This window comes from Brevundimonas sp. (assembly GCF_032055285.1).
GTDB lineage: Bacteria > Pseudomonadota > Alphaproteobacteria > Caulobacterales > Caulobacteraceae > Brevundimonas.
The window spans coordinates 85,984-107,377 of record NZ_DAMBRE010000001.1 but is presented as its reverse complement, the minus strand read 5'-3'; the positions used below and the strand labels follow the sequence as shown (position 1 = coordinate 107,377).

Here is a 21,394-nt window from a genome sequence, read left to right as displayed (position 1 = left end):
CGAGGCAAATGGTGGCGTCTCCCTCTCCCGGCGGGAGAGGGCTTGAGCCTCCAAGAGCGAAGCGATTGGTTCAGGCGAAAGGGTGAGGGGCTACGGTTTCAGTCGGCGTCAGCCGTGGCGCGGCGGCTTACGCCGACGGCGGCCGACGACCCTCATCCGACCCTTCGGGCCACCTTCTCCCATCGGGAGAAGGAAGGGAGAGGCGCTTGCGTCCGCCCGTCCGCGCCCCCACAACCAGAGACATGAACGCGCCCGTCCAGATGACCGAACTCGCCGACGCCCCCCTGTGGGACCTGTCCGACCTTTACGCCTCGCGCGAGGATGCGCGCATCGGCGCCGACCTCGACCGCGCCAAGGCCCTGGTGGATCAGATGAACGCCTATCAGGGCCAGCTGGTCGCCCAGCGCGGCGACGCAGCGGCGCTGGGCGCGGCTCTGGACCAGACTATCGCCCTCTATGAACAGGCGGCGGACGTCATGGGCGGGCTGGGCGCCTACGCCTTCCTCGCGGCCTCCACGGCGCGCGACGATGCGGGCGCGCAGGGCTTCGAGGCCAATATCCGCGAGAAGATGACGGTCATCGCCACCCCGACCGTCTGGCTGACGCTGGAGATCAACCAGCTGGACGAGGCCGAGATCGCCGCGGCCCTGTCCGCCCATCCCGCCGCCGCGCGCTGGTCGCCCTGGCTGCGCCGGGTGCGGGCGATGAAGCCGCACGAGCTGTCCACCGAGCTTGAGACCTTCATCGCCGAGCGCGGCCCGATCCAGGCCCAATGGCCGCGCCTGTTCGACGAGACCCTGGCCGCGCTGCGGGCCGAGGCTGACGGCGAGAGCCTGACCCTGTCCGAAGCCCTCAACCGGCTCAGCGACGCCGACGGCGCCAAGCGCGCCTCAGCCGCCGAGGGCTTGTCAAAAGCCTTCGCCGACAAGGCCCAGACCATGGCCATGGTCATGAACACCGTCGCCGCCGACAAGGCGCTGGAAGACAAGTGGCGCGGCTTCAAGCGCCCCGCCGACAGCCGCCACCTGGGCAATGAGGTCGACGGCGAGAGTGTCGACGCCATGGCCGAGGCGGTGGCGCAAGCCTATCCGCGCATCTCGCACCGCTATTACGCGCTGAAAGCCAAGGCCATGGGCAAGACGGCGCTGGACCACTGGGACCGCAACGCCCCCATCGAGGCGACGCCGCCGCGCACCTATGACTGGGCGCAGGCGCGCGAGGTGGTGCTGGCCAGCTTCGCGGACCTAGGTGGCGACTTCGCTGAACGCGCCGGCTGGTTCTTCGACCGCCCGTGGATCGACGCGAAAGCCCGGCCGGGCAAGCAATCCGGCGCCTACGCCCACCCGGTGACGGCGGACCGCCACCCCTATGTCTTCCTGAACTGGATGGGCGAGCGGCGCGACCTGCTGACCCTGGCCCACGAACTGGGCCACGGCGTGCATCAGACCCTGGCGGCGGCGCAAGGCAGCCTGCTGGCCGACACGCCGCTGACCCTGGCCGAGACCGCCTCCATCTTCGCCGAGGGCCTGACCTTCGACCGCCTGTTGGCCGAGGCGACGCCGCAGGACCAGCGCGCCCTGCTGGCCGGTCGCATCGAGGACGGGTTGAACACGGTGGTGCGCCAGATCGCCTTCCACCGTTTCGAGACCCGCTTCCACGACGAGCGCGCGGCGGGCGAGGTCCCGGTCGAACGCCTCGGCGAAATCTGGATGGAGGAGCTGGGCGCCAGCCTCGGCCCGGCGGTGACGCTGAACCCCGGCTACGAGAACTGGTGGGCCTACGTCAGCCACTTCGTCCACTCGCCCTTCTATGTCTACGCCTACGCCTTCGGCGACCTGCTGGTCGCGGCCCTGATGGAGACGCGGGCCAAGGACCCGGCGGCCTTCACGCCGCTGTATCGCGATCTCCTGTCGGGCGGCGGAGCGCACACCTATGTCGAGGCGCTGAAGCCCTTCGGCCTCAACCCGCGCGACCCGGCCTTCTGGACCATCGGCACGAAGCGGCTGGAGCGTCTGGTCGATCAGTTCGAGGCGCTGGCCTGACGCACGACCAGAACATCCGAGGGCAGGCGTTTCAGCAGGTTGGACGCCTGACTGCCCAGGGGCGCCTGCACCCAGCCGCTGCGGCCATGCGAGCCGATGACGACCAGATCGGGCGCGTCTCTCAGGACGCGCTGCTCCATCACCGTCTGGACATCGCCCTTGGCGACGACGGTGCGCACGGCCTCGGGCCGGGGCGGGACGTTCGCAAGCGCATCATGAAGCCTGATCGGTCGGCGCCAACGCGTTGACAGGTCGCGCCAGGCTGCGAAGCTTGCGGCATGATGACCCTGTCCCGTTTCGCCGCCGTCGCGGCCGCCCTGGCTCTGCCGACCGTCGCCGCCGCCCAGACGGCGTCGAACGCGCCGCCGACATCCATGCACCGCGCCCTGGCGGCGGGCTACAAGGCGCTGACGACCTGCAGCGCGGTCCATACGGCGCGCGAAGCGGGTGCGACCCGCACCCCGGCCAGCGTCGAGGCGAACGAACTGGTCGGCATCTATCCCGAGCTTCAATCCCTGGTCGGCGCCATGCCGGTCGAGATGGCGGGCGATGTCGTCTCGGTCGCCTGGGATGCGGCGTCGCCGCCGCGCATCGCCACCTATACGGCAGGGCGCGGCTGTGTGATCGAGCCGATGGGCTATGTCGTCGGCAGCGCCCCGGCGCGGGTCCCGCTGACGCGTCGGGCTTCGGCGCCGGAACTGCCCAGCGCGGCCCCGCGCGGCGATGCGGCGGCCCTGACCAGCGCGGTCGATCGCGCCTTCATCCAGGGCTTTGGCGCAGGGACCAACACCACCGGCGTGGTGATCCTGCAGAACGGCCGCATCGTCGCTGAGCGCTACGCCCCGGACTTCGGACCCAACGTCCCACAACGCACCTGGTCGGTGGCCAAGAGCCTGGCGGGAACCCTGATCGGGGCGGCGGTCCAGCGCGGCGAGGTCGATGTGAAGGCCCCGGCGGCCATCGCCAACTGGCGCGAGCAGGGCGATCCGCGCGGCGCCATCACCCTGGAAGGCCTGATGCGAATGTCGTCGGGGCTGACCAGCGATACAGCGGGTAACCGCACTGACGCCCTCTATTTCGGCGGCACGGCCGCGGACGAGCAGGCGCCGGCCTGGCCTCTGCTGGCCCCGGTCGGATCGACCTATCGCTACGCCAACAACGACACCCTGCTGGCGACGATGGCGATTGCGCCGACCTTCGCCGCCCATCCGCCCGCCGAACTGTTCGACCGCCTGGGCATGACGCACACCTTCGCCGAGACCGACTGGCGCGGGAACTACATCCTGTCGAGCCAGGTCTGGACCACGGCGCGCGACCTGGCCAAGTTCGGTCAGCTGTATGTTCAGGACGGGGTGTGGGAGGGGCGACGCATCCTGCCTGAGAATTGGCGCGCCTTCGTTTCGGCGCCATCGGGACCGCAGCCCCCGACCGGCAATTTCGGATATGGCGCGACCTTCTGGGTGATGAACCGGTCGGAGGGCGTGCCCGCCGACGCCTTCGCCGCCTTCGGCAATCGCGGTCAGTATGTGGTGATCGTGCCGAGCCGAAATGTCGTCATCGTTCGGCGCGGCGAGGACCCGGCGGGCAAGGGTTTCGACGTCGCCGTCTTCGCCCGCGAGGTTCTGGCTGCGCTTGATTGAAGCGGGGTCTTGAGCGCCGCGTCCCGACCGCTATAAGCAACGTCGAAATCTTGACTCTTTTTCGGAAGACCGGAATGGCCGACCAGCACGCAGACAACGCCGAACACGCCTATATGCACGGCTCGATGGAAATCTCGGAACAGGTTTCGACCTGGCACCTGTTCATGTTCATGGCCAAGTGGGGTTCGCTGCTGACCGCCGCCATCCTGCTGCTGCTGACGGTCTGGTTCGCCGTTGGCGCGGGCTTCCTGGCGGGTTTCATCAGCGGCGCGGCCCTGTTCGTGGTCGGTTTCTTCGCCCTGCGCTCCAAGCCTGCCCATTGAGGTCGACGCCGCATTTGCGGCGCCCGGACATCTGAAAAGCCCGTCGGACCCCGCGTTCGATGGGCTTTTTCATGTCTGGCGCAGCGTAAGAAAAGGTCGAAACTTGCGTTGACGGGGCGAATTTTCTCTCGCGCTGCAACAAATTGTCAGGCGAGGGGGCGATTTGCGCTTTGACGCCCGCTTTGGCTTCGTCCTAACGTTCCGGTTCTGGGGGACTTGGGAGGGATTCGCTTGGCTGTCGCCATCGCCGTGACCCGCGAACGCCGTGAAGGCGAGACGCGTTGCGCTGTAACGCCGGAGACGGTGAAGAAGCTGATCGCCCTGGGCGCGACCGTCTCGGTCGAGGCCGGGACGGGGCTGGGCTCGTCCATTCCCGACGCCGACTACGCCGAGGCCGGGGCGACGGTGAAGCCTGACACTCGCGCGGTGCTGGACGGGGCCGACATCGTGCTGAAGGTGCGCGGCCCCACCGCGCAGGAGACCGCCGCGCTGAAGCCCGGCGCCATCGTCATCGCCATGCTGGACGCCTATCGCGAGAAGGCTGCGGTCGAGGCGCTGAAGGGCGCGAACGCCACCGCCTTCGCCATGGAATTCGTGCCGCGCATCACCCGCGCCCAGGTCATGGACGTGCTGTCGTCCCAGGCCAATCTGGCCGGCTATCGCGCGGTGATCGAGGCGGCCTATGCCTTTGGCAAGGGTTTCCCGATGATGATGACGGCGGCGGGCACGGTCGCCGCCGCCAAGGTCTTCGTCATGGGCGTGGGCGTGGCGGGGCTGCAGGCCATCGCCACGGCCCGGCGTCTGGGTGCGGTGGTCACGGCCACCGACGTGCGTCCGGCCACCAAGGAACAGGTCGAGAGCCTGGGCGCCAAATTCCTGGCCGTCGAGGACGACGAGTTCAAGAACGCGCAAACTGCTGGCGGCTACGCCAAGCCCATGTCGGCGGAATATCAGGCCAAGCAGGCCGTCCTGACCGGCGAACACATCAAGAAGCAGGACATCGTCATCACCACCGCCCTGATCCCCGGCCGCGCCGCGCCGGTGCTGGTCAGCGCCGAACAGGTGGCGTCGATGAAGCCGGGTTCGGTTCTGATTGATCTGGCGGTCGAGGCGGGCGGCAATGTCGCGGGCGCCAAGGCGGGCGAGGTCGTGACCACGGCCAACGGCGTGTCCATCGTCGGCTACACCAACCTGCCGGGCCGGATCGCGGCCGACGCCAGCGCTCTTTATGCGCGCAACCTGGTCGCCTTCCTCGGGTTGATCATTAAGGACGGCACCGTGACGCTGGACCTGGAAGACGAAATCCTCAAGGCCGCCGTCGTGACGCACGGCGGGGCCGTCGTGCATGAAGGAGTGAAGGGCTGATGGAACACGTCGATCCCACCGTCTTCCGGCTGGCCATTTTCGTGCTGGCGATCTTCGTCGGCTATTATGTGGTGTGGAGCGTGACGCCCGCCCTGCACACGCCGCTGATGGCCGTGACCAACGCCATCTCCAGCGTCATCATCGTCGGCGGCCTGATCGCCGCGGCGGCGCTCAGCCCTGAGGCTGCGGGACCGAACGCCTGGATCGCCAAGGGGGCGGGCGTGGTCGCCGTCACCCTGGCCAGCGTCAACATCTTCGGCGGCTTCATGGTCACGCGACGGATGCTGGCCATGTACAAGAAGAAGGAAAGGCCCAAGGCCTCGTGATCTTCTCGCCTGTCCTGTTCGCTTTTTATGTTTCCTGGGCCGTCACCGGTCTGGGCGTGGCCCTATGGATCTGGAGCTGGGTGCGGGTGAAGGACCCTATCGGCCGACTGCGGTTTCAGGACTGCGGCGTCGTGCTGGTCTTTGGGGCCGTGCTGACGCGCATCGTCATTCAGGACCGTGAGATGACCGTCTTCGACTGGGCCATGATATTCTTGGGGCCGCTGTTCATCGCCGCCGCGCTGTGGCGACTGTCCCGCACCCAAGGCCTGACCAAACGCTAAGAGTAATCGTGATGAAAACCACCCTGATTTTTGCCGCCGTCCTGACCGCCGCCGTCGCCGCCTCGGGCGCCGCCTCGGCCCAGCGCACCGAAGAAGTGGGCAAGAACCCCTACGGCGGCCTGCACTGGTCCGTGGCCGCGCCGCAGGGCGCCAGCTGGGCGCTGCAATGCCAGTTCGCCCCGGTGACCATTCGCGGCATCCACATGAACCGCATCAACCACACCGGCACGGGCCGCATGGCCGGGCGTCTGCCCAGCGACAACGGCAGCTGCACCGTGACCAAGACGGGCGGCGAGGGCGGCGTCGGCGTCGCTGTCGTCAAGAATGGCGTGGCCACGTCCGCCGGCACCCGCGACGCGGCGACGCCCGCCGTCGTCAACGTCTTCTGACTTAACGCCTGACTGAACATGACCTCGGGGGAGGGGATCTGATGAACGCATCCATAGCCGCGCTGGCCTATCTGGCCGCGGGGGTCCTGTTCATCCTCTCCCTTCGGGGGCTGTCCAGCCCGGAGACCAGCCGTCGGGGCAATACCCTGGGCATGATCGGCATGGCCCTGGCCGTCGGCGTGACCCTGCTGACTCTGGGGACCTCCGGTGCGCTGGACCTGCTGACCCTGGCCCTGATCGGCGGCGGCGTCGTGGTCGGCGGCGGGGCGGGGGCCCTGATCGCCCGGCGCGTGCCGATGACGGCCATGCCGCAACTGGTCGCGGCCTTCCACTCGCTCGTTGGTCTGGCCGCCTGTCTGGTGGCGGTCGGCGCCGTCTATGCGCCCGACGCCTTCGGCATCATGACGGCGGCGGGCGGCATCAAGACCCTGTCCATCGTCGAGCTGAGCCTCGGCGTGGCCATCGGGGCCATCACCTTCACCGGCTCGGTCATCGCCTTCCTGAAGCTTGATGGAAGGATGAGCGGCTCGCCGATCCTGCTGCCCGCGCGGCACCTGATCAACATCGGCCTGGCCCTGGCCCTGGTCTTCCTGATCGGGGTGCTGATCGGCACCGGCGGCACGGCGATCTGGGCCTTCTGGGGCGTCTTCGCCATCGCCCTGATCCTTGGCGCGACCCTGATCATCCCCATCGGCGGCGCAGACATGCCCGTCGTGGTGTCCATGCTGAACTCCTATTCCGGCTGGGCGGCGGCGGCGCTGGGCTTCACGCTGGAGAACATCGCCCTGATCATCACCGGCGCCCTGGTCGGCTCATCGGGCGCCATCCTCAGCTACATCATGTGCAAGGGCATGAACCGCAGCTTCATCAGCGTCATCCTGGGCGGCTTCGGCGGCGGAGACGCGGCGGCGGCGGGCGGTGGCGTGGTCGAGACGCGTCCCGTCAAGCAGGGTTCGGCCGAGGACGCCGCCTTCATCATGAAGAACGCCTCCAAGGTCATCATCGTCCCCGGCTACGGCATGGCCGTGGCCCAGGCCCAGCACGCCCTGCGTGAAATGGCCGATGTCCTGAAGGAAGAGGGCGTCGAGGTGAAATACGCCATCCACCCCGTCGCGGGCCGGATGCCGGGCCATATGAACGTCCTGCTGGCCGAGGCCAACGTCCCCTATGACGAGGTGTTCGAACTGGAGGACATCAACTCCGAGTTCAGCTCGGCCGACGTGGCCTTTGTCATCGGCGCCAACGACGTCACCAACCCCGCCGCCAAGACCGACCCCCAATCGCCCATCTACGGCATGCCGGTGCTGGACGTGGAAAAGGCAGGAACCGTCCTCTTCATCAAGCGCGGCATGGCGGCGGGCTATGCTGGCGTCGAGAACGAGCTCTTCTTCCGTGACAACACCATGATGCTGTTCGCCGACGCCAAGAAGATGGTCGAGGGGATTGTGAAGGCGCTCTAGGCTGAGCGTGAGAACCCTTCGCGCGCCGGTGCGTTGGCTTGCGACGCTCAACCTGAGCCGTGGAGAGATGATGACTGTGTTCCAAGGACTGAAAACCGTCGCCGTGCTGGGCGCCATGGCCGGACTGGCCGCCTGTGGTCAGGCGGAGAAGGCGGAGGAGAAGGTCACGGCTCCGGCCGAGGCGACGGCGGCCGCGCCTGAGGCTGCTCCCGCGGCGGGCGGCGCAGCGACGATTGATCAGATGTTGGGTGTTCAGGTCGCCTATCTGGAATCCAAGCTGGGTCCCGCCCGCACGGTTCAGGACAAGGAACGGACTTATGAGATCGGCGACTGCACGGTCCGGGTCAGCGCCGAGGGCGGCGAGGTCGTCGGCTACGCCGTGCCGATGACGCCCGCCTGTTCGACCCAGGCCCTGGCGGCGCTGAAGGATTATGACCTGCCGCAGAAGATCGACCTGACCATGGGCGAGTTCGCCGCCGCGCGCGGCAACGCCGACTTCAAGGCCGACTGTCTGACCCTGTGCGGCAATGCAGCCAATCCCTGGATCTATCTGGAAAGCGCTGGTCCGCGCGTCTCGCCGGGCATCCGCGCCTCGGCCGTGATGGTCAGCGACGCCACCATCGACGCCGCCTTCCGCATTCGCGACGCCATCAAGGCGGCCAAGGGCGAGGACTATGTGATCGACACGACCTTCAACTGCAGCGCCGACTTCGACCAGATGGCGGTGCGCGAGCTGAAGAATGTCCGCATCGACGAGATCGAGGTCGGCTACGTCCCCTACGCCGGGTGCTGAGGCGCCGTGCGGCCTGGCGCGCCGGGCCGGCCCTGGCGGCGGCCTCTCTGGCCGCCTGTTCGGCCATGATCCCGGTCAATATCAGCGGCGATCTGCAGCGGCCGACGGCGAGCTTCGGCCCTGATCCGACGCATCCCCAGAAGGCCTGCCTCGGCGGTCTGGCCGTGCATGAACTGTCCAACGCCATGATGCGGCCTGTGTGGTTGATCGAGGCGCGTGGTCGCGAGTGCCAGGGCCTGCGCCAGATCGTCTATGGCGAGGCGCCGGACGGGTTCGAGACGACAGTGGAGGCTCTGCCGCTGAAGCCCGGCGTGCGCTACGCTGTCGTTGGATATGGCGTCTCTGGCGGACCGCTGAGCCGAGTCCCTTGGCGTGGCGGCGGCGACTTCGTCTTCGAGGATGGTCAGTGGCGCTCCGCCGAGGGCCCCGGGCTTGGCGTTGGGCAGGGCGCCTAAGCCTTCCTTTTATGGTTGGGACGCGGCGACGCGGCGTTGAGTCTCGCCGCGAACAGCGCCATCAAGTCCGCCAGATCAGCAGCGGGACGGCCATGACTGAGGAGGGGGAGATCGTGTTCAGTGCGGACGAGATCATCGCCAACCTGTCATTGAGCCCCCATCCCGAGGGCGGGCATTTCCGGCCCATGGCGCGCGATCCCGGGCTGGCGGCCTGCGGGTCGGAGGCGGCGACCGAGTATCGGTTGTTGACGGCGGAGGGCGCGGACGACTGGCGTCCGGTCGAGGCGACCGAAATCTGGGCCTTTTACATGGGGGCGCCGCTGGATTTCGAGATCGCAACGGATCGCGGGGTGAGGTCGTTGGTGCTGGGACCGGATCGGCGACAGGTGGCGGCCCCTGCCGGCGCATGGCGACGGATGAGCAGTCAGGGCGACTGGACCCTGGCCGCCTGTTCGACGGCGCCGGGACTGGCGATCGAAGCCGTGGAGACCCCCCATGTCTGAGCCCAAGACCCAGCCCACGGACGCCTCGGTCGAGGATTTCCTCTCCGCGGCCGAACCGGCCCGACGGCGCGAGGAAGGCCGCATCATTTGCGCCCTGATGCAGGAGGTGACGGGCGAGGCGCCGGTCCTGTGGGGCCCGTCCATCGTCGGTTTCGGCCGTTACGCCAATCTCACCGCCAACGGCAAGAGCGCCGACTGGCCTCGGATGGGCTTTTCGCCGCGCAAGACGGCCCTGACCCTCTATCTGGCTTCGTCGCCGCAGACCGAGGCGCTGCTGGCGCGGCTGGGACCGCACACGACCAGTGTGGCCTGCCTCTACATCAAGCGCCTGGATCAGGTGGACATGGGCGTGCTGCGCGAATTGTGCGTCGCCAGCCGGGACGAGATGAACCGACGCTATCCCTGAATCGCTTGTTCCTGGTGCGGAGCGGCGTATAGCGGATGCCCATGCGCACCTTCCTGATCGTCGCCGCCGTCGCCCTGTTGTCCGCCTGCGCCACCGCGCCGCTGACGGCTGTTGATAAACCGGTGGAGACGGTCGACCTGCTGCTGACCTCGGCCACGGTGGTGGATGTCGAGAAGGGGGCGACGACCCCTGATCAACTGGTGGCCGTGCGCGGCGGGGACATCGTCGCCGTCCTGCCGGAAGGCGAGGCCCGCCGTTATCGTGCGACGCGGACGACGGACCTGGGCGACCGCTATGTCATGCCGGGCCTGTGGGACATGCACGTCCACTTCGGCGGGGGCGGGGCCCTGATCGAGGAAAACGCCGAGCTGATGCCCCTCTATGTCGTCAACGGCGTGGTCGCGGTGCGCGACGCGGCGGGCGATCTGGCGCAGCAGGTGCTGGACTGGCGCGACGCCCCGCCGACGCCTGACAGTCCGCGCATCTTCACCTCCGGTCCCAAGATCGAGGGCATCGCCCCGGTCTGGAAAGGCGTGATCGAGACCGGCAGCGAGGCCGACGTGGACGCGGCCCTGGACCGGCTGCAGGCCCTGCGCGTCGACTTCGTCAAGATCACTGACAACACCCTGAAGCCCGAGCTTTTCCTCTACGCCGTGCGCGAGGCGAAGAAGCGGGGCATGAAGACCTCGGCCCACATCCCGGCCAGCATCACCGTGCTGGAGGCGGCCGAGGCGGGCCTGTCGTCAATCGAGCACCTCGACTACGCCATGAAGGCGGGCTCGAAGGACGAAGCCGCAATCGCGGCCGACTATCTTGCGGGCAAATATACCTATGCCCAGACCATGCGGCGCTACGCCGACACCTTTGATGTCGAGACGGCGCGGCGGGTCTATGCGCGCTTGCGCGAACTGGGCACGGCGGTGTCGCCGACCCTCTATGGCTCGACCACCCTGGCCAACCTCGATCTCGACGACCACTCGCACGACGACGGGCTGGCCTATGTCGGCCCGGGAATCCGCGCCACCTATGCTTGGCGCGTCGAACGTGCGGCCAGGGCCACGCCGCAGCAGGTGGCGGATCGCCACTTCGTCAAGGACGTCACCGCCCGCACCCTGCCCATGCTGCGCGACGCGGGCGTGACCATCCTGACCGGGACGGACGCGGGCTTCCTCAACTCGTTCAACTATCCGGGCTTCTCGCTGCACGACGAGCTGGAGCTCTATGTGAAGCTGGGCCTGACCCCGCGCGAGGCGTTGGCGGGCTCGGTCGTCGATGGCCCCCGCTTCCTCAATCAGGGCGCGCGCTACGGCGCCGTGGCGGCGGGCAAGTCGGCCGACCTGCTGGTGCTGGAGGCCGACCCTCTGGCTGACGTGTCGGCGACGCGTCGCATCGCCGACGTGGTGCTGCGCGGTCGTCTGATCGACGCAGGCGAACTGGAGCGGATGCGCAGCGACATCCGCGCCCGCGTCGCCGCCCGCAACGCGACCTTCAGGCCTTCGCCAGCGTCCTGACCCTGAAGGCGACCCAGATCAGCAGCAGGCCGAACAGCACGGCCCAGGCGGCGATCAGCCACAGCAGGCCCATGGCCCCCGCGCCTGGCGCAAAGACCAGGACCAGGCCGAAGATGACCGACAGGGCGCCGGCCATGCCCAGGCTCCATTCGTTGGGGATCTCCTTCCTCAGCCGGATTGCGCCGACGATCTCCAGCACGCCGCGCATGATCGACCAGAAGCCGATCAGATAGACCAGGACCAGGGCCGTCAGGCCCGGCCAGACGAAGGTCAGTCCTCCGGCGACCAGGCTGGCGATCCCGCCGAGCGCCAGCCACCAGCGCGGGGCGATCCCGCCGCCGCGAACCGCCGCGATCAGGGCCAGAATCCCGTCCGCCACGGCGTAAATTCCATAGACCAGGATCAGGCTGACCAAGCTGATGCCCGGCCAGACGAAGGTGGCGACGCCGAAGGCCACGGCGATGATCCCGCGCAACAGCAGCAACCACCAGGAGCGACGCAGGGCGGACTTGACGAGGCCTTCCAGCGAAGGTGCGGCGGTATGGGACGATGTCATCGGCGGCTCCCCTCGGGCATGACCGGAATGGCCATGCTTCGGCGAACGTTGGATGGGGAATCGGGTTCCCGATGCGGCGCTCTGATCTGGCCAGGTTTCAGGCCGCCATGCGCCAGTCGTGCGCGGCGGTGGTCGGAGCGGCATGAAACTCGTCCCACAGAGCGTCCTCATCGGAGTAGCGGCTGCTGGCCGAGGCGGAGATGACGTCCACCACCTGTTCTTCCTGACGGTCCCAGATGACGGCCAGGTCGCCCTCGGCCTCGCACGGCACGATCATATAGCGGTCGGCGAAGGTCTTGCGGGCGGGCTTCTGGACGGTGGGGGTGCGGGCGAAGGCCATGTCGTGATCTCCTGAAGCGATTGCCTCTTGCTGATGTTGAGAGGATGCGACAGCATTGCGTCAGTTTCGGACGTAGTTCTGTGGAGAAGTTTCTTGCGGCACGACAAGGCGGCGATGGTCATCGATCTGGCGCGCGGCATGGCGGCCAGCGCCGAGGGGCTGACGCTGAACGAGATGGCGGGCCAACTGCGGGTCGGGCGGCGCACCGCCGAGCGGATGCGCGACGCCGTCCTGATGCTGTTCCCTCAGGTCGAGGAGATCAGCGATCCGCCGAGCAAGCGCTGGCGTATTCGCGGCGGTCTGTCCGCCTTCGAGCAGGCCCCGACCGCGACCGAGATGCTGGAGCTGACCAAGGCGGCGGCGGCCCTGCGCGCGGCGGGCGAACCGGCGCGGGCGGCGGCGCTGGAGGGGCTGGAGCGCAAGGTCAAGGCGGCCATGCGCTCGACCACCCTGAACCGCATGGCCCCGGACCTTGAGGCTCTAGTCCGCGCCGAGACCATCGCCGTCCAGGCCGGGCCGCGCCCCACCGCAGATGAGACGGTGCTGGCCGAGATCAGAGGCGCGGTGCTGGCCGAACGGCCGCTGAGCTTCATCTACGCCCGTCCGGGGGTCGAGGCGCGCAGCCGCAGCGTGGCGCCCTGCGGCCTGATGTTCGGGCGCGCCAACTATCTGGTGGCGGCGGATCGCGAGAGCGGGCGTATCCAGACCTTCCGCCTGGATCGCATGAGCTCGGTCGAGGCGGGAGAGGGGACGGCGCGCCCGCCCGCGGACTTCGACCTGGCCGCCTTCGCCAGCCAGTCCTTCGGCATCTATCAGGACGAGATCGAGGAGGTGGTGCTGCGCATCGCCCCTGAGGGTGCGGCTGAGGCGCGCGGCTGGCGTTGGCACCCGACCCAGGTCATCGAGGATCAGGCGGACGGATCGGTCCTGGTGCGGTTCCGGGCTTCGGGTATGCGCGAGCTGGCTTGGCACCTGTTCACCTGGGGCGAGCAGGCCACCATCGAGGGGCCGCAGCGGCTGAAGGCGGTCATGGCGGGCGAGCTGGCGGCGGCCGGGCGCGCCCTGTCGCGGGCGCAATCCTGAGCAATCCGTAAGCTGACGCCGCGCCGCTCGCGGCTATGTTCGAGCTGAACCGTATGGAGTCCGTCGTCTTGCGTTTGAAAGCCCTCGCCGCCTCGACCCTTCTGGCCGCCGCTCTTCTAGGGGCCTGCGCCGCCGCGCCCCTGCCGCCGGGGACCTGGGACGCGCGGGCCGCGCCGAGCGTCGAGGTCGTGCGCGACGGCGACCGGTGGACGGCGGACTATGTCTTTAACCGGGATGCGCAGGTCTGGGCCTTCATGGATTCGGCCCTGATGACCGACGTGCGTCAGCCCTGGCGTCCGACCCAATGGACGGTCGAGACGCCAGGCGTCGTCATGGAGCGGCGCGGCCACTATGACGTGATCCGCAGTCTGGACGGCGGTCCCGTGCCGCGCCACGTGCGCTTCTCGCTCAAGCCCAAGGCCGTCTATCTGGAGGCGGAATACGGCACGCTGACCTTCTCCGACGGCGCGGTCGCCCTGCCGACGCGCCAGTTCGACGTCTTCGCCCTGCCGTCGGTCGAGGCCGCCGAGGCCATGCCGGCCGACCTGAACGGCGTCGATCTGGAAGGCGGGGCCTCCACCGTTCGCTGGCGGGACACGGCGGGGCCGGTGCTGTTCAACGGCGAGCGCCGGGCCAGCCTTACCACGACCGGCGAGCGCTCCTATGTCCTGCTGGGGCAGGCGCGGGTGACGCCGGGCAGGGGGCTGACCACGGTCATCGATCCCAATCTGCCGCCGTGGATCGGCGAGGAGATCCGCAGCTTCGCTCCCCATGTCGGCGACTACTACCTGCGTCGGCTGGGCGCGCCGGGCGTCGGCAGCGAGACCTCGACCGTCATGGTCAGCTGGAACGGTCCGACCGAGCGCCTGTCCAGCATGGGCGGCAGCGTCCTGCCCGGTCTTATCGTCATGAAGTTCGAGGGCGTTGGCGTGTTGAACCCCAGTCGGGAGGTGCTGGAACGCTCGCGCTGGTTCATCGGCCACGAGAGCGCGCACTTCTGGCTGGGGCAGGCCGTGCGCTATCAGTTCGCGCGTGACGCCTGGATCACCGAGGGAGGGGCCGACCTGATGGCGGTGCGGGCGCTGAAGGCGCTGGACCCGGCCTATGACGATCGCGCCGAGCTTCAGACCGAGGTGGACGACTGCATCGATCTGGCGCGCAAGCCTGTAGCCGAGGCCGGGGATCGGGGCGAGCACCGCGCCTATTATGCGTGCGGCGCTGTCTTCGCCATGGCGGCGGAGGGGGCGCAGAAGCGGCGCGACGGCGGAGACTGGTTCGACTTTCTGCGCCCGGTCCTGGTCGCCAACCGCGACGACGGGGTCCTGAGTCGCGCCGAATGGCTGGACACCCTGACCCGTGTTTCGGGCGATCCGTCGCTCGCGGGAACCATCGAGCGGATGCTGGATCAGGGCGCGAACGATCCGGCAGCCGAGATCGCGGCTGTGTTCCAGAAGACAGGTGTTCCGCACCGGGTCGAGAACGGCAAGGTGGTCCTGCTCTGATCGTTGTTATTTGATCAGGATCAAGGACCGAACTTCGGCTCAGGCGTTCTATCGTTCTGGAACGAGAGGAGGTCGCCATGACCTGGTCCAGCCTGATCGTCTATGTCGATGACGAGCCCGACAACACCCAGAGGATCGAGCAGGCCGCCGCTCTGGCCAAGGCGCACGGCGCTCATCTGATCGGGGTGTCGGCCTGCGCGCCTGAAACCCCGATGGCCGACGCCTATGGAGCGGGCATCCTTGTGGGCGAGGTGTTGACGGCTCAGCACGAGCGGGCCGAGAGCGCCCTGAAGGGGGCCGAGGAGAGGTTCCGCGACATCGCTGTCCACGTGGGCGTGGGCTGCGAATGGCGCGCCGATGTGGGCGATCCTACCGGTCTTCTGGTCAAGCACGCCCGCGCCGCCGACGTGTTGATCGTCGGGCGCGATGCGGCCAACGCCAGCGGCTGGCGCGCGCCCTATCCTGCGGACCTGACTATGCGGGCAGGGCGATCGGTCCTGATCGTGCCGCCGAACCCGGCTCGCGCCGTCGCAGGCGCGCCGGTCCTGCTGGCCTGGACCGACAGCCGTGAGAGCCGTCTGGCCGCTGTCGCCGCCATCCCCCTGCTGCGCGAGGCCGAGAGCGTGCGCGTGCTGGAGTTGTGCGATCCCGAGGACATGGACGGCGCCCGGCTGCGCACCGCCGACGTGGCCGCCTGGCTGCGGCGTCACGGCGTCAACGCCGAGCCCGAGGCTCGCGCCCACGACGACCGTTCGGCGGGGCGTCGCCTGCTGGACTGCGCCGCCGAGATGAAGGCCGGCGCCATCGTCAGCGGGGCTTGGGGGCATGCGCGGATGCGTCAGTGGATCTTTGGCGGCGTGACCCAGACTCTGATCACCGAAAGCCCGGTGGCCCTGCTGCTGGCGCACTGAGCCGTCAGGCGAAGGGGTAGGGGCTGACCGACTTGGACCAGTCGTCGACCGTCAACGCCCGCCCGACCGGCGGCGCGGCGCGTTCGGCGCAGGGGTGGCGTTCGCATAGTCTGCACGCGGGGCCGATGGGCGTGACCTCGGGCCTTTGCAGGTCCAGGCCGCGCGCATAGGTCAGGCGGTGGGCGTGCTTCAGCTCGCAGCCCAGGCCGATGGCCAGGTCCTGCCCCTCGGTGAAGGCGTCCTGACCCTGGCGGTCCACGGTGCGAGCCAGGGTGAACCAGCGGCCGCCATCGGGCGTCTCGATGATCTGGGTGACGACGCGGCCCGGCGTACGGAAGGCCGAGTGCAGCCGCCAGCGCGGGCAGGCCCCACCGAAGCGCGAAAAGGGAAAGGCGCCGGAGGCGTAGCGCTTGGACACGTTGCCCGCCTGATCGACCCGCATCAGAAAGAAGGGCACGCCTCTGGCCGTGGGGCGTGACAGGGTGGTCAGCCGGTGCGCCGCCTGCTCGAAGCCGACGCCGAAGCGGGCCTGCAGCCGGGCCAGGTCATAGCCGGTTTCCTCGGCCGTGCGCTGGAAGGCGGCGTAGGGCATCAGGATGGCGGCGGCCAGGCTGTTGGTCAGCGAGGTCTTGAGCAGGTTGCGGGTCGGGGCGTCGGGCGTATTCGCCGCCTCGGTCAGGGCCTGAAGCTCGGCCCCGTGCTCCATCAGGGCCAGCTGGCTGGCGACAGCGAAGGCGCGCGATGACGGGCCGAGGGTGTCGGACAGCAGCAGGCGGCCCCGGTGTGGGTCGAAGCGGCGGGTCCATTCGACCATGACCTCGGCGGGCAGGGTGCGCACCGTCAGGCCGTGCCGCGCGAACAACCGTGCGCGGGCCAGGGCCTCGAAGCTCTCGTCCGGCGATGGGGCCTCGGCCTTCAGGGCGTCGTGCAGAGCCTCGCCGAGGGCGTCGAGTTCGGGGACGTGATTGTGGCGGCTCTGGATGTATTCGCGCACCCATTCCGACGGGCTGTCGGCGGGGGAGGCGGCGCCGGCGACCTCGGCCTCGGCCCGGTCGCGCACGCGGCGGTCGGAAAAGGCGCGGTAGAGCCTCAGGATGGCGTCGGCGGCGGCGGGTTGGTCCTCGGCCAGTTGCACGATCTCATGGCGCGGCACGGCCAGACCCTGAAACAGGGGGTCGGCGAAGGCCTCGGCCAGTTCGGCCTCGGAGGCCGGGCCGCCGGACTGGCCGAGGTTGCGCAGGTCCACGTCATAGGTCTCGGCCAGACGCAGCAGAAGCTGGGCCGAGACGGGGCGCTGATTGCGCTCGATGTGGTTGAGGTAGGAGGGTGAAACGCCCAGATCGCCGGCCATGGCCGTCTGCGACAGGGCGAGATCGCGCCGCAGCCGTTTCAGGCGGCCGCCGAGGAAGAGTTTGCGATCGGCGGCGGCGTTCATGACGCGATGATGTCATGATATGACTGAATGGCAAGTGTCATGATATGACTGTTTGACTTGAATGCTGTGGCTCGTGCTGTGTCAATCATGACGGTGGCGTGTTCTGGTCTGGTGACGGCGGCAGCAGCCGCGCCATTTCAAAGCCGAGACGAACATGACGACCTTCGCCGATCTGGTTCCTTCGCCCGCCGGCCGTTTCGACGGCATCGAACGCCCCTATACGCCGGAGGACGTTCTGCGCCTGCGCGGCTCGGTGCCGATCACCCACACCCTGGCCGAGCGCGGCGCCAACCGCCTGTGGCAGCTGCTGCACGACGAGCCCTTCATCAGCGCCCTGGGCGCCGTCACCGGCAACCAGGCGATGCAGATGGTTCGCGCCGGCCTGAAGGCCATCTATCTGTCGGGCTGGCAGGTCGCAGCTGACGCCAACACCGCCGGGGCCATGTACCCGGACCAGTCGCTGTATCCGGCCAACGCCGCGCCGGAACTGTGCCGCCGCATCAACCGCACCCTGCAACGCGCCGACCAGATCGAGCACGCCGAGGGCGGCGCCAAGCGCGACTGGTTCGCTCCCATCGTCGCCGACGCCGAGGCCGGTTTCGGTGGCCCGCTGAACAGCTTCGAGATCATGAAGGCCTTCATCGAGGCGGGCGCGGCGGGCGTCCATTTCGAGGACCAACTGGCCTCTGAGAAGAAGTGCGGCCACCTGGGGGGCAAGGTCCTGATCCCGACCCAGGCGCATGAGCGCAATCTGGTCGCCGCCCGTCTGGCCGCCGACGTCATGGGCACGCCGACCATCACGGTCGCCCGCACCGACGCCGAGAGCGCCCAGCTGATCACCTCGGACATCGATGAACGCGACCAGCCCTTCATCGACCGCGACAACCGCACGCCCGAGGGCTTCTTCCGCCTGAAGGAAGGCACGGGTCTGGACCATTGCATCGCGCGCGGCCTGTCCTACGCCAACATCGCCGACCTCTTGTGGTGGGAGACCTCGCATCCCGATCTGGACGACGCCAAGAAGTTCGCCGAGGCGATCCAGAAGGCGCATCCGGGCAAGCTGATGGCCTACAACTGCTCGCCCTCCTTCAACTGGAAGGCCAAGCTGGACGACGCCACCATCGCCAAGTTCCAGCGCGAGCTGGGGGCCATGGGCTACAAGTTCCAGTTCGTGACCCTGGCCGGCTTCCACAGCCTGAACAACTCTATGTTCGAACTGGCCGATGGTTACCGCGATCGCGGAATGGCGGCCTATTCCGAGCTCCAGCAGCGCGAGTTCTCGAACGAGGCCGCAGGCTACACCGCCACCCGTCACCAGCGTGAAGTCGGCACCGGCTATTTCGATCAGGTCGCCACGGTCATTTCGAACGGCCAGTCCTCGACCACGGCTCTGAAGGACTCGACCGAGACCGCTCAGTTCCACGCCGCATAGGAAAGGATAGAGACATGGAACCGATGACCCGTCCGCAAGCCATCATCGACTTTTGCCTGGCGCCCCTGGCGCTGGACGGATCGACCGAGGCGGAACGCGAGGTGCGCCGCCGTCTGGAGCATGTGCTCAAGACCTTTGAGGCCAAGGCCGCTCGGCCCTTGAGCGTGGACTTCTCGTCCATGCCCAGCCAGGTCATCAACGAAGCCGCCCACGGCTACGAATAGGAAGAGAAGACCCTCAGGCCGCCTGAACCGCGGCCTGAGGCGCGTCGGAAGTTAGTTCAGCCACCATGGCCAGCAGGGCCTCGACGCTGAAGGGCTTGGACAGATGGCGGTCGGCGCCGGCATCGATGCCGGCGGCTATGTGTTCGGGCAGGGCGTTGGCCGTGAGCATGACGATGGGCGTGGGGGACATGCCCATCGCCAACTCATGCAGACGAATCTCGCGGGTGGCGGTCAGCCCGTCCATGACCGGCATCTGCATGTCCATCAGCACCAGGTCGAAGGTCGACGCCCGGCAGGCTTCGACCGCCTGGACCCCATTCTCCGCCGAGACCAGATCGACGGCTTCCTGATCCAGGATCAACTCGACCACGCGCCGGTTGGTGGGATGGTCGTCGGCGACGAGGATGCGTAGGCGGCGGTTGTTCTCGACAAGGCCAGAGTCCGCCGACGCCACCATGGTTGGCGTCGGCGCAACGGGGGCTTCGGCTGGCCGCAAGGGCAGGGCCAGGATGAAGGCGGCGCCGCCGCCTGGCTCGCTTTCGCAGTCCAGACCGCCGCCCATCATGGCCGCAAGTTCGCGGCTGATCGACAGACCCAGGCCCGAGCCGCCAAAGCGTCGTGTGATCTCCCCGTCGGCTTGTTCGAAGCGGCTGAACAGGCGGTCGCGCGTTTCGGCGTCAAAGCCGATGCCGGTGTCCTGAACCACGAAGCGCAGGCCTTGAGGCCCGGCGTCGACGGTCAGGCTGACGAAGCCGGCGGCGGTGAACTTGACGGCGTTGGAGACCAGATTGGTCAGGATCTGTTTCAGGCGCACCGCATCGCCATGAACCCAGATGCGGGCCTCGGGCGCCACCTCGACGACGAATTGCAGTCCCTTGTCGCGGGCGGCGGCGGCATAGAGTTGGGCCGCCTCTTCGGTGGCGCGGGCCAGATCGAACGGCTCGTCGCCCAGCTCCAGGCGACCCGATTCGACGCGGGCAAGGTCCAGGATATCGCTGAGCAGGGTCTGCAGGGTGCGGCTGGAGGAGTGGATCAGGTCCAGCATCTCGCGCTGTTGTTCGCTCAGATCCGTGCGGGCCAGGGCCTGGGCCACGCCGATGACGCCATTCAGGGGCGTGCGGATCTCGTGGCTCATATTGGCCAGGAACTGGCTCTTGGCGCGGTTGGCGGCGTCGGCGGCGTCGCGCGCCTCGGCCAGGGCCTGGGCGTCGCGTTTCAGGTCGGTGATGTCGGAGCAGACCGTGACCGTGCCTTTTTCAGCCGTGCGGCGGTCCTGAACCCTCAGCCAGCGGTCGCCCACATTCTGTTCCATCGCGCCTTGGGGCCGCCGGCGGTTGGCCATGCGTTCGGCGAGCCAGGCCTGTTCACGGCCCTTGGCGCAAGGGTAGATGTTCGCTTTCAGTCCCGCTTCCAGGATTTCGCGGAAGGTGACGCCGACCTTGAGGACGGCGGCCACTTCGGGATTCACGTCGGCGTAGCGCTGGTTCCAGATCGCCAGGCGGTCGTCGGCATCGTAGAAGCCGAGGCCGTCGGGCATGGCTTCAATCGCCTCGCGCAACTGGCCCAGGGCGCTGTGGCGCGACCACCAGACCATGCCGGTCAGGAAGGCGGCGATGACGACCAATAGTCCGACGCCGGCGCCGATCCAGACGGTCAAAGCGGTCTCGGCGAAGGCGGCGACGGGGATCAGCACGCCGGGCGTGGGGGTGATGACGACAGCGCTCATGGCGACAAAATGCAGCCAGCAGACGCTGAGCGCCCCCAGGACGGTGGCGCCGATGACCCGCTTGATTCCCGATCGCCAGGGCAGGAAGCTCATGGTCCCGACCAGCATCAAGCCGCCGATCACGGCGAGCGCGACCAGGGGCGCGTTCCACGACAGCACGGCGCCTGAAAGCCGCATCGCACCCATGCCCAAGAAGTGCATGGCCGCGACGCCCAGGCCGCACGTGACGGCGGCGACGACTCTTCCGATGCGCCCGGCTTCGGCGAGGGCCAGATGCATGGCGACGTAGAAGGCGAACGCGACGACCAATAGTGAGCCTGCCGTTTCCCAGACCTCGTAGCGAACCGGCACGCCAATGTCGTAGGCGGTCATGGCGATGAAGTGGGTGCTCCAGACGCCCAATCCCGCCACCAGGGGGGCGGCGATTAAATAGACGCGCCGCGAGCGCCGCGCCACGCTGCGGGCGCGATCGAACAAGGATAGGGCGATCAGGAGACTGAAGACAGAGACAAGAAGGGCGAACGGCAGAATGCGCCAATCGTGTTGCTGAACCAGGCAGTTCAGGATCGTATTCACGTCAAAAACCCCTCGGTCTGTCGTCGTGACTGCCGCAAATCGGTGAACAAATTAAGCTAGGCACGAGAATCCCGCCGCCTCCGACGAAGGCCCCGTATTTCTGACAGGTTAGGGG

The 21,394-nt window shown here is 68.1% G+C and carries 23 protein-coding genes; 18 read left to right on the top strand and 5 right to left on the bottom strand.

Annotation, left to right across the window (positions count from 1 at the left end; genetic code table 11):
- Window positions 1-242 precede the first annotated feature (242 nt).
- A complete protein-coding gene (locus RTY13_RS00540) occupies window positions 243-2,042 on the top strand; it encodes a M3 family oligoendopeptidase (protein ID WP_312780390.1) in 1,800 nt (599 codons plus the stop codon).
- Here the strand turns inward: RTY13_RS00540 and RTY13_RS00535 are convergent.
- The gene (locus RTY13_RS00535; protein ID WP_312780388.1) at window positions 2,021-2,422 is read right to left on the bottom strand and encodes a universal stress protein; all 402 of its coding nucleotides are present in this window, start codon (window positions 2,420-2,422) and stop codon (window positions 2,021-2,023) included. The genes RTY13_RS00540 and RTY13_RS00535 overlap by 22 nt on opposite strands.
- Between RTY13_RS00535 and RTY13_RS00530 the strand changes: the two genes are divergently transcribed.
- From RTY13_RS00530 to RTY13_RS00475, 12 genes are all read left to right on the top strand, one after another.
- A complete protein-coding gene (locus tag RTY13_RS00530; protein ID WP_312780386.1) occupies window positions 2,321-3,682 on the top strand; it encodes a serine hydrolase in 1,362 nt (453 codons plus the stop codon). The two genes, RTY13_RS00535 and RTY13_RS00530, sit on opposite strands and share 102 nt — an antisense overlap.
- A gap of 74 nt (window positions 3,683-3,756) precedes the next feature.
- A complete protein-coding gene (locus RTY13_RS00525) occupies window positions 3,757-4,005 on the top strand; it encodes an aa3-type cytochrome c oxidase subunit IV (RefSeq protein WP_312780384.1) in 249 nt (82 codons plus the stop codon).
- A gap of 231 nt (window positions 4,006-4,236) precedes the next feature.
- Complete coding sequence (locus tag RTY13_RS00520) at window positions 4,237-5,370, top strand: Re/Si-specific NAD(P)(+) transhydrogenase subunit alpha (protein ID WP_312780382.1); 1,134 nt, start codon at window positions 4,237-4,239, stop codon at window positions 5,368-5,370.
- Window positions 5,370-5,696, top strand: a complete 327-nt coding sequence (locus RTY13_RS00515; RefSeq protein ID WP_105562904.1) for an NAD(P) transhydrogenase subunit alpha — start codon at window positions 5,370-5,372, stop codon at window positions 5,694-5,696. The genes RTY13_RS00520 and RTY13_RS00515 overlap by 1 nt, the downstream gene beginning before the upstream one ends.
- Window positions 5,693-5,977: a hypothetical protein gene (locus RTY13_RS00510; protein ID WP_312780379.1), complete on the top strand. Its 285-nt coding sequence runs from the start codon at window positions 5,693-5,695 to the stop codon at window positions 5,975-5,977. The genes RTY13_RS00515 and RTY13_RS00510 overlap by 4 nt, the downstream gene beginning before the upstream one ends.
- Before the next feature lie 11 nt (window positions 5,978-5,988).
- The gene (locus RTY13_RS00505) at window positions 5,989-6,366 is read left to right on the top strand and encodes a hypothetical protein (RefSeq protein ID WP_312780377.1); all 378 of its coding nucleotides are present in this window, start codon (window positions 5,989-5,991) and stop codon (window positions 6,364-6,366) included.
- A 41-nt stretch (window positions 6,367-6,407) separates the two neighbouring features.
- Window positions 6,408-7,826: an NAD(P)(+) transhydrogenase (Re/Si-specific) subunit beta gene (locus RTY13_RS00500; RefSeq protein ID WP_312780375.1), complete on the top strand. Its 1,419-nt coding sequence runs from the start codon at window positions 6,408-6,410 to the stop codon at window positions 7,824-7,826.
- Window positions 7,827-7,896: 70 nt separating this feature from the next.
- On the top strand, window positions 7,897-8,619 hold the full coding sequence (locus tag RTY13_RS00495; protein ID WP_312780373.1) for a hypothetical protein: 723 nt from the start codon (window positions 7,897-7,899) through the stop codon (window positions 8,617-8,619).
- A complete protein-coding gene (locus RTY13_RS00490) occupies window positions 8,613-9,074 on the top strand; it encodes a hypothetical protein (protein ID WP_312780371.1) in 462 nt (153 codons plus the stop codon). Before RTY13_RS00495 ends, RTY13_RS00490 begins: the two co-directional genes overlap by 7 nt.
- A 92-nt stretch (window positions 9,075-9,166) precedes the next feature.
- Window positions 9,167-9,577: a cupin domain-containing protein gene (locus tag RTY13_RS00485; RefSeq protein ID WP_312780369.1), complete on the top strand. Its 411-nt coding sequence runs from the start codon at window positions 9,167-9,169 to the stop codon at window positions 9,575-9,577.
- Window positions 9,570-9,983 carry a DUF1801 domain-containing protein gene (locus RTY13_RS00480; protein ID WP_312780367.1) on the top strand — a complete coding sequence of 138 codons (414 nt, stop codon included), beginning with the start codon at window positions 9,570-9,572 and terminating at the stop codon, window positions 9,981-9,983. Before RTY13_RS00485 ends, RTY13_RS00480 begins: the two co-directional genes overlap by 8 nt.
- Before the next feature lie 41 nt (window positions 9,984-10,024).
- The gene (locus RTY13_RS00475; protein WP_312780365.1) at window positions 10,025-11,494 is read left to right on the top strand and encodes an amidohydrolase family protein; all 1,470 of its coding nucleotides are present in this window, start codon (window positions 10,025-10,027) and stop codon (window positions 11,492-11,494) included.
- On the opposite strand, the gene RTY13_RS00470 is transcribed toward RTY13_RS00475, so the two are convergent.
- Window positions 11,472-12,050: an HdeD family acid-resistance protein gene (locus RTY13_RS00470; protein ID WP_312780363.1), complete on the bottom strand. Its 579-nt coding sequence runs from the start codon at window positions 12,048-12,050 to the stop codon at window positions 11,472-11,474. The two genes, RTY13_RS00475 and RTY13_RS00470, sit on opposite strands and share 23 nt — an antisense overlap.
- A gap of 97 nt (window positions 12,051-12,147) precedes the next feature.
- Window positions 12,148-12,390: a hypothetical protein gene (locus tag RTY13_RS00465; RefSeq protein WP_312780361.1), complete on the bottom strand. Its 243-nt coding sequence runs from the start codon at window positions 12,388-12,390 to the stop codon at window positions 12,148-12,150.
- 93 nt (window positions 12,391-12,483) lie between these two features.
- Here RTY13_RS00465 and RTY13_RS00460 point away from each other — a divergent pair, with 93 nt between their 5' ends.
- The 3 genes from RTY13_RS00460 (at window position 12,484) to RTY13_RS00450 (ending at window position 15,886) form a co-directional block, all read left to right on the top strand.
- Window positions 12,484-13,473, top strand: a complete 990-nt coding sequence (locus RTY13_RS00460; protein WP_312780360.1) for a WYL domain-containing protein — start codon at window positions 12,484-12,486, stop codon at window positions 13,471-13,473.
- A 68-nt stretch (window positions 13,474-13,541) separates the two neighbouring features.
- The gene (locus RTY13_RS00455; RefSeq protein ID WP_312780358.1) at window positions 13,542-14,975 is read left to right on the top strand and encodes a hypothetical protein; all 1,434 of its coding nucleotides are present in this window, start codon (window positions 13,542-13,544) and stop codon (window positions 14,973-14,975) included.
- 77 nt (window positions 14,976-15,052) lie between these two features.
- Complete coding sequence (locus tag RTY13_RS00450) at window positions 15,053-15,886, top strand: universal stress protein (RefSeq protein ID WP_312780356.1); 834 nt, start codon at window positions 15,053-15,055, stop codon at window positions 15,884-15,886.
- A 4-nt stretch (window positions 15,887-15,890) separates the two neighbouring features.
- Here RTY13_RS00450 and RTY13_RS00445 read toward each other — a convergent pair whose 3' ends face one another.
- Window positions 15,891-17,321 (bottom strand): short-chain fatty acyl-CoA regulator family protein, encoded by a 1,431-nt coding sequence (locus RTY13_RS00445; RefSeq protein ID WP_312780354.1) that lies wholly within the window; start codon window positions 17,319-17,321, stop codon window positions 15,891-15,893.
- A 154-nt stretch (window positions 17,322-17,475) separates the two neighbouring features.
- On the opposite strand from RTY13_RS00445, the gene aceA reads away from it, so the two are divergent.
- Both aceA and RTY13_RS00435 read left to right on the top strand, forming a co-directional pair.
- Complete coding sequence (gene aceA, locus RTY13_RS00440; RefSeq protein WP_312780352.1) at window positions 17,476-18,753, top strand: isocitrate lyase; 1,278 nt, start codon at window positions 17,476-17,478, stop codon at window positions 18,751-18,753.
- 14 nt (window positions 18,754-18,767) lie between these two features.
- Entirely contained in the window at window positions 18,768-18,977 is a 210-nt protein-coding gene (locus RTY13_RS00435) for a hypothetical protein (protein WP_105562892.1), read from the top strand.
- Between the two features lie 13 nt (window positions 18,978-18,990).
- Here RTY13_RS00435 and RTY13_RS00430 read toward each other — a convergent pair whose 3' ends face one another.
- Window positions 18,991-21,279 carry an ATP-binding protein gene (locus RTY13_RS00430; protein ID WP_312780349.1) on the bottom strand — a complete coding sequence of 763 codons (2,289 nt, stop codon included), beginning with the start codon at window positions 21,277-21,279 and terminating at the stop codon, window positions 18,991-18,993.
- Window positions 21,280-21,394: the final 115 nt, after the last annotated feature.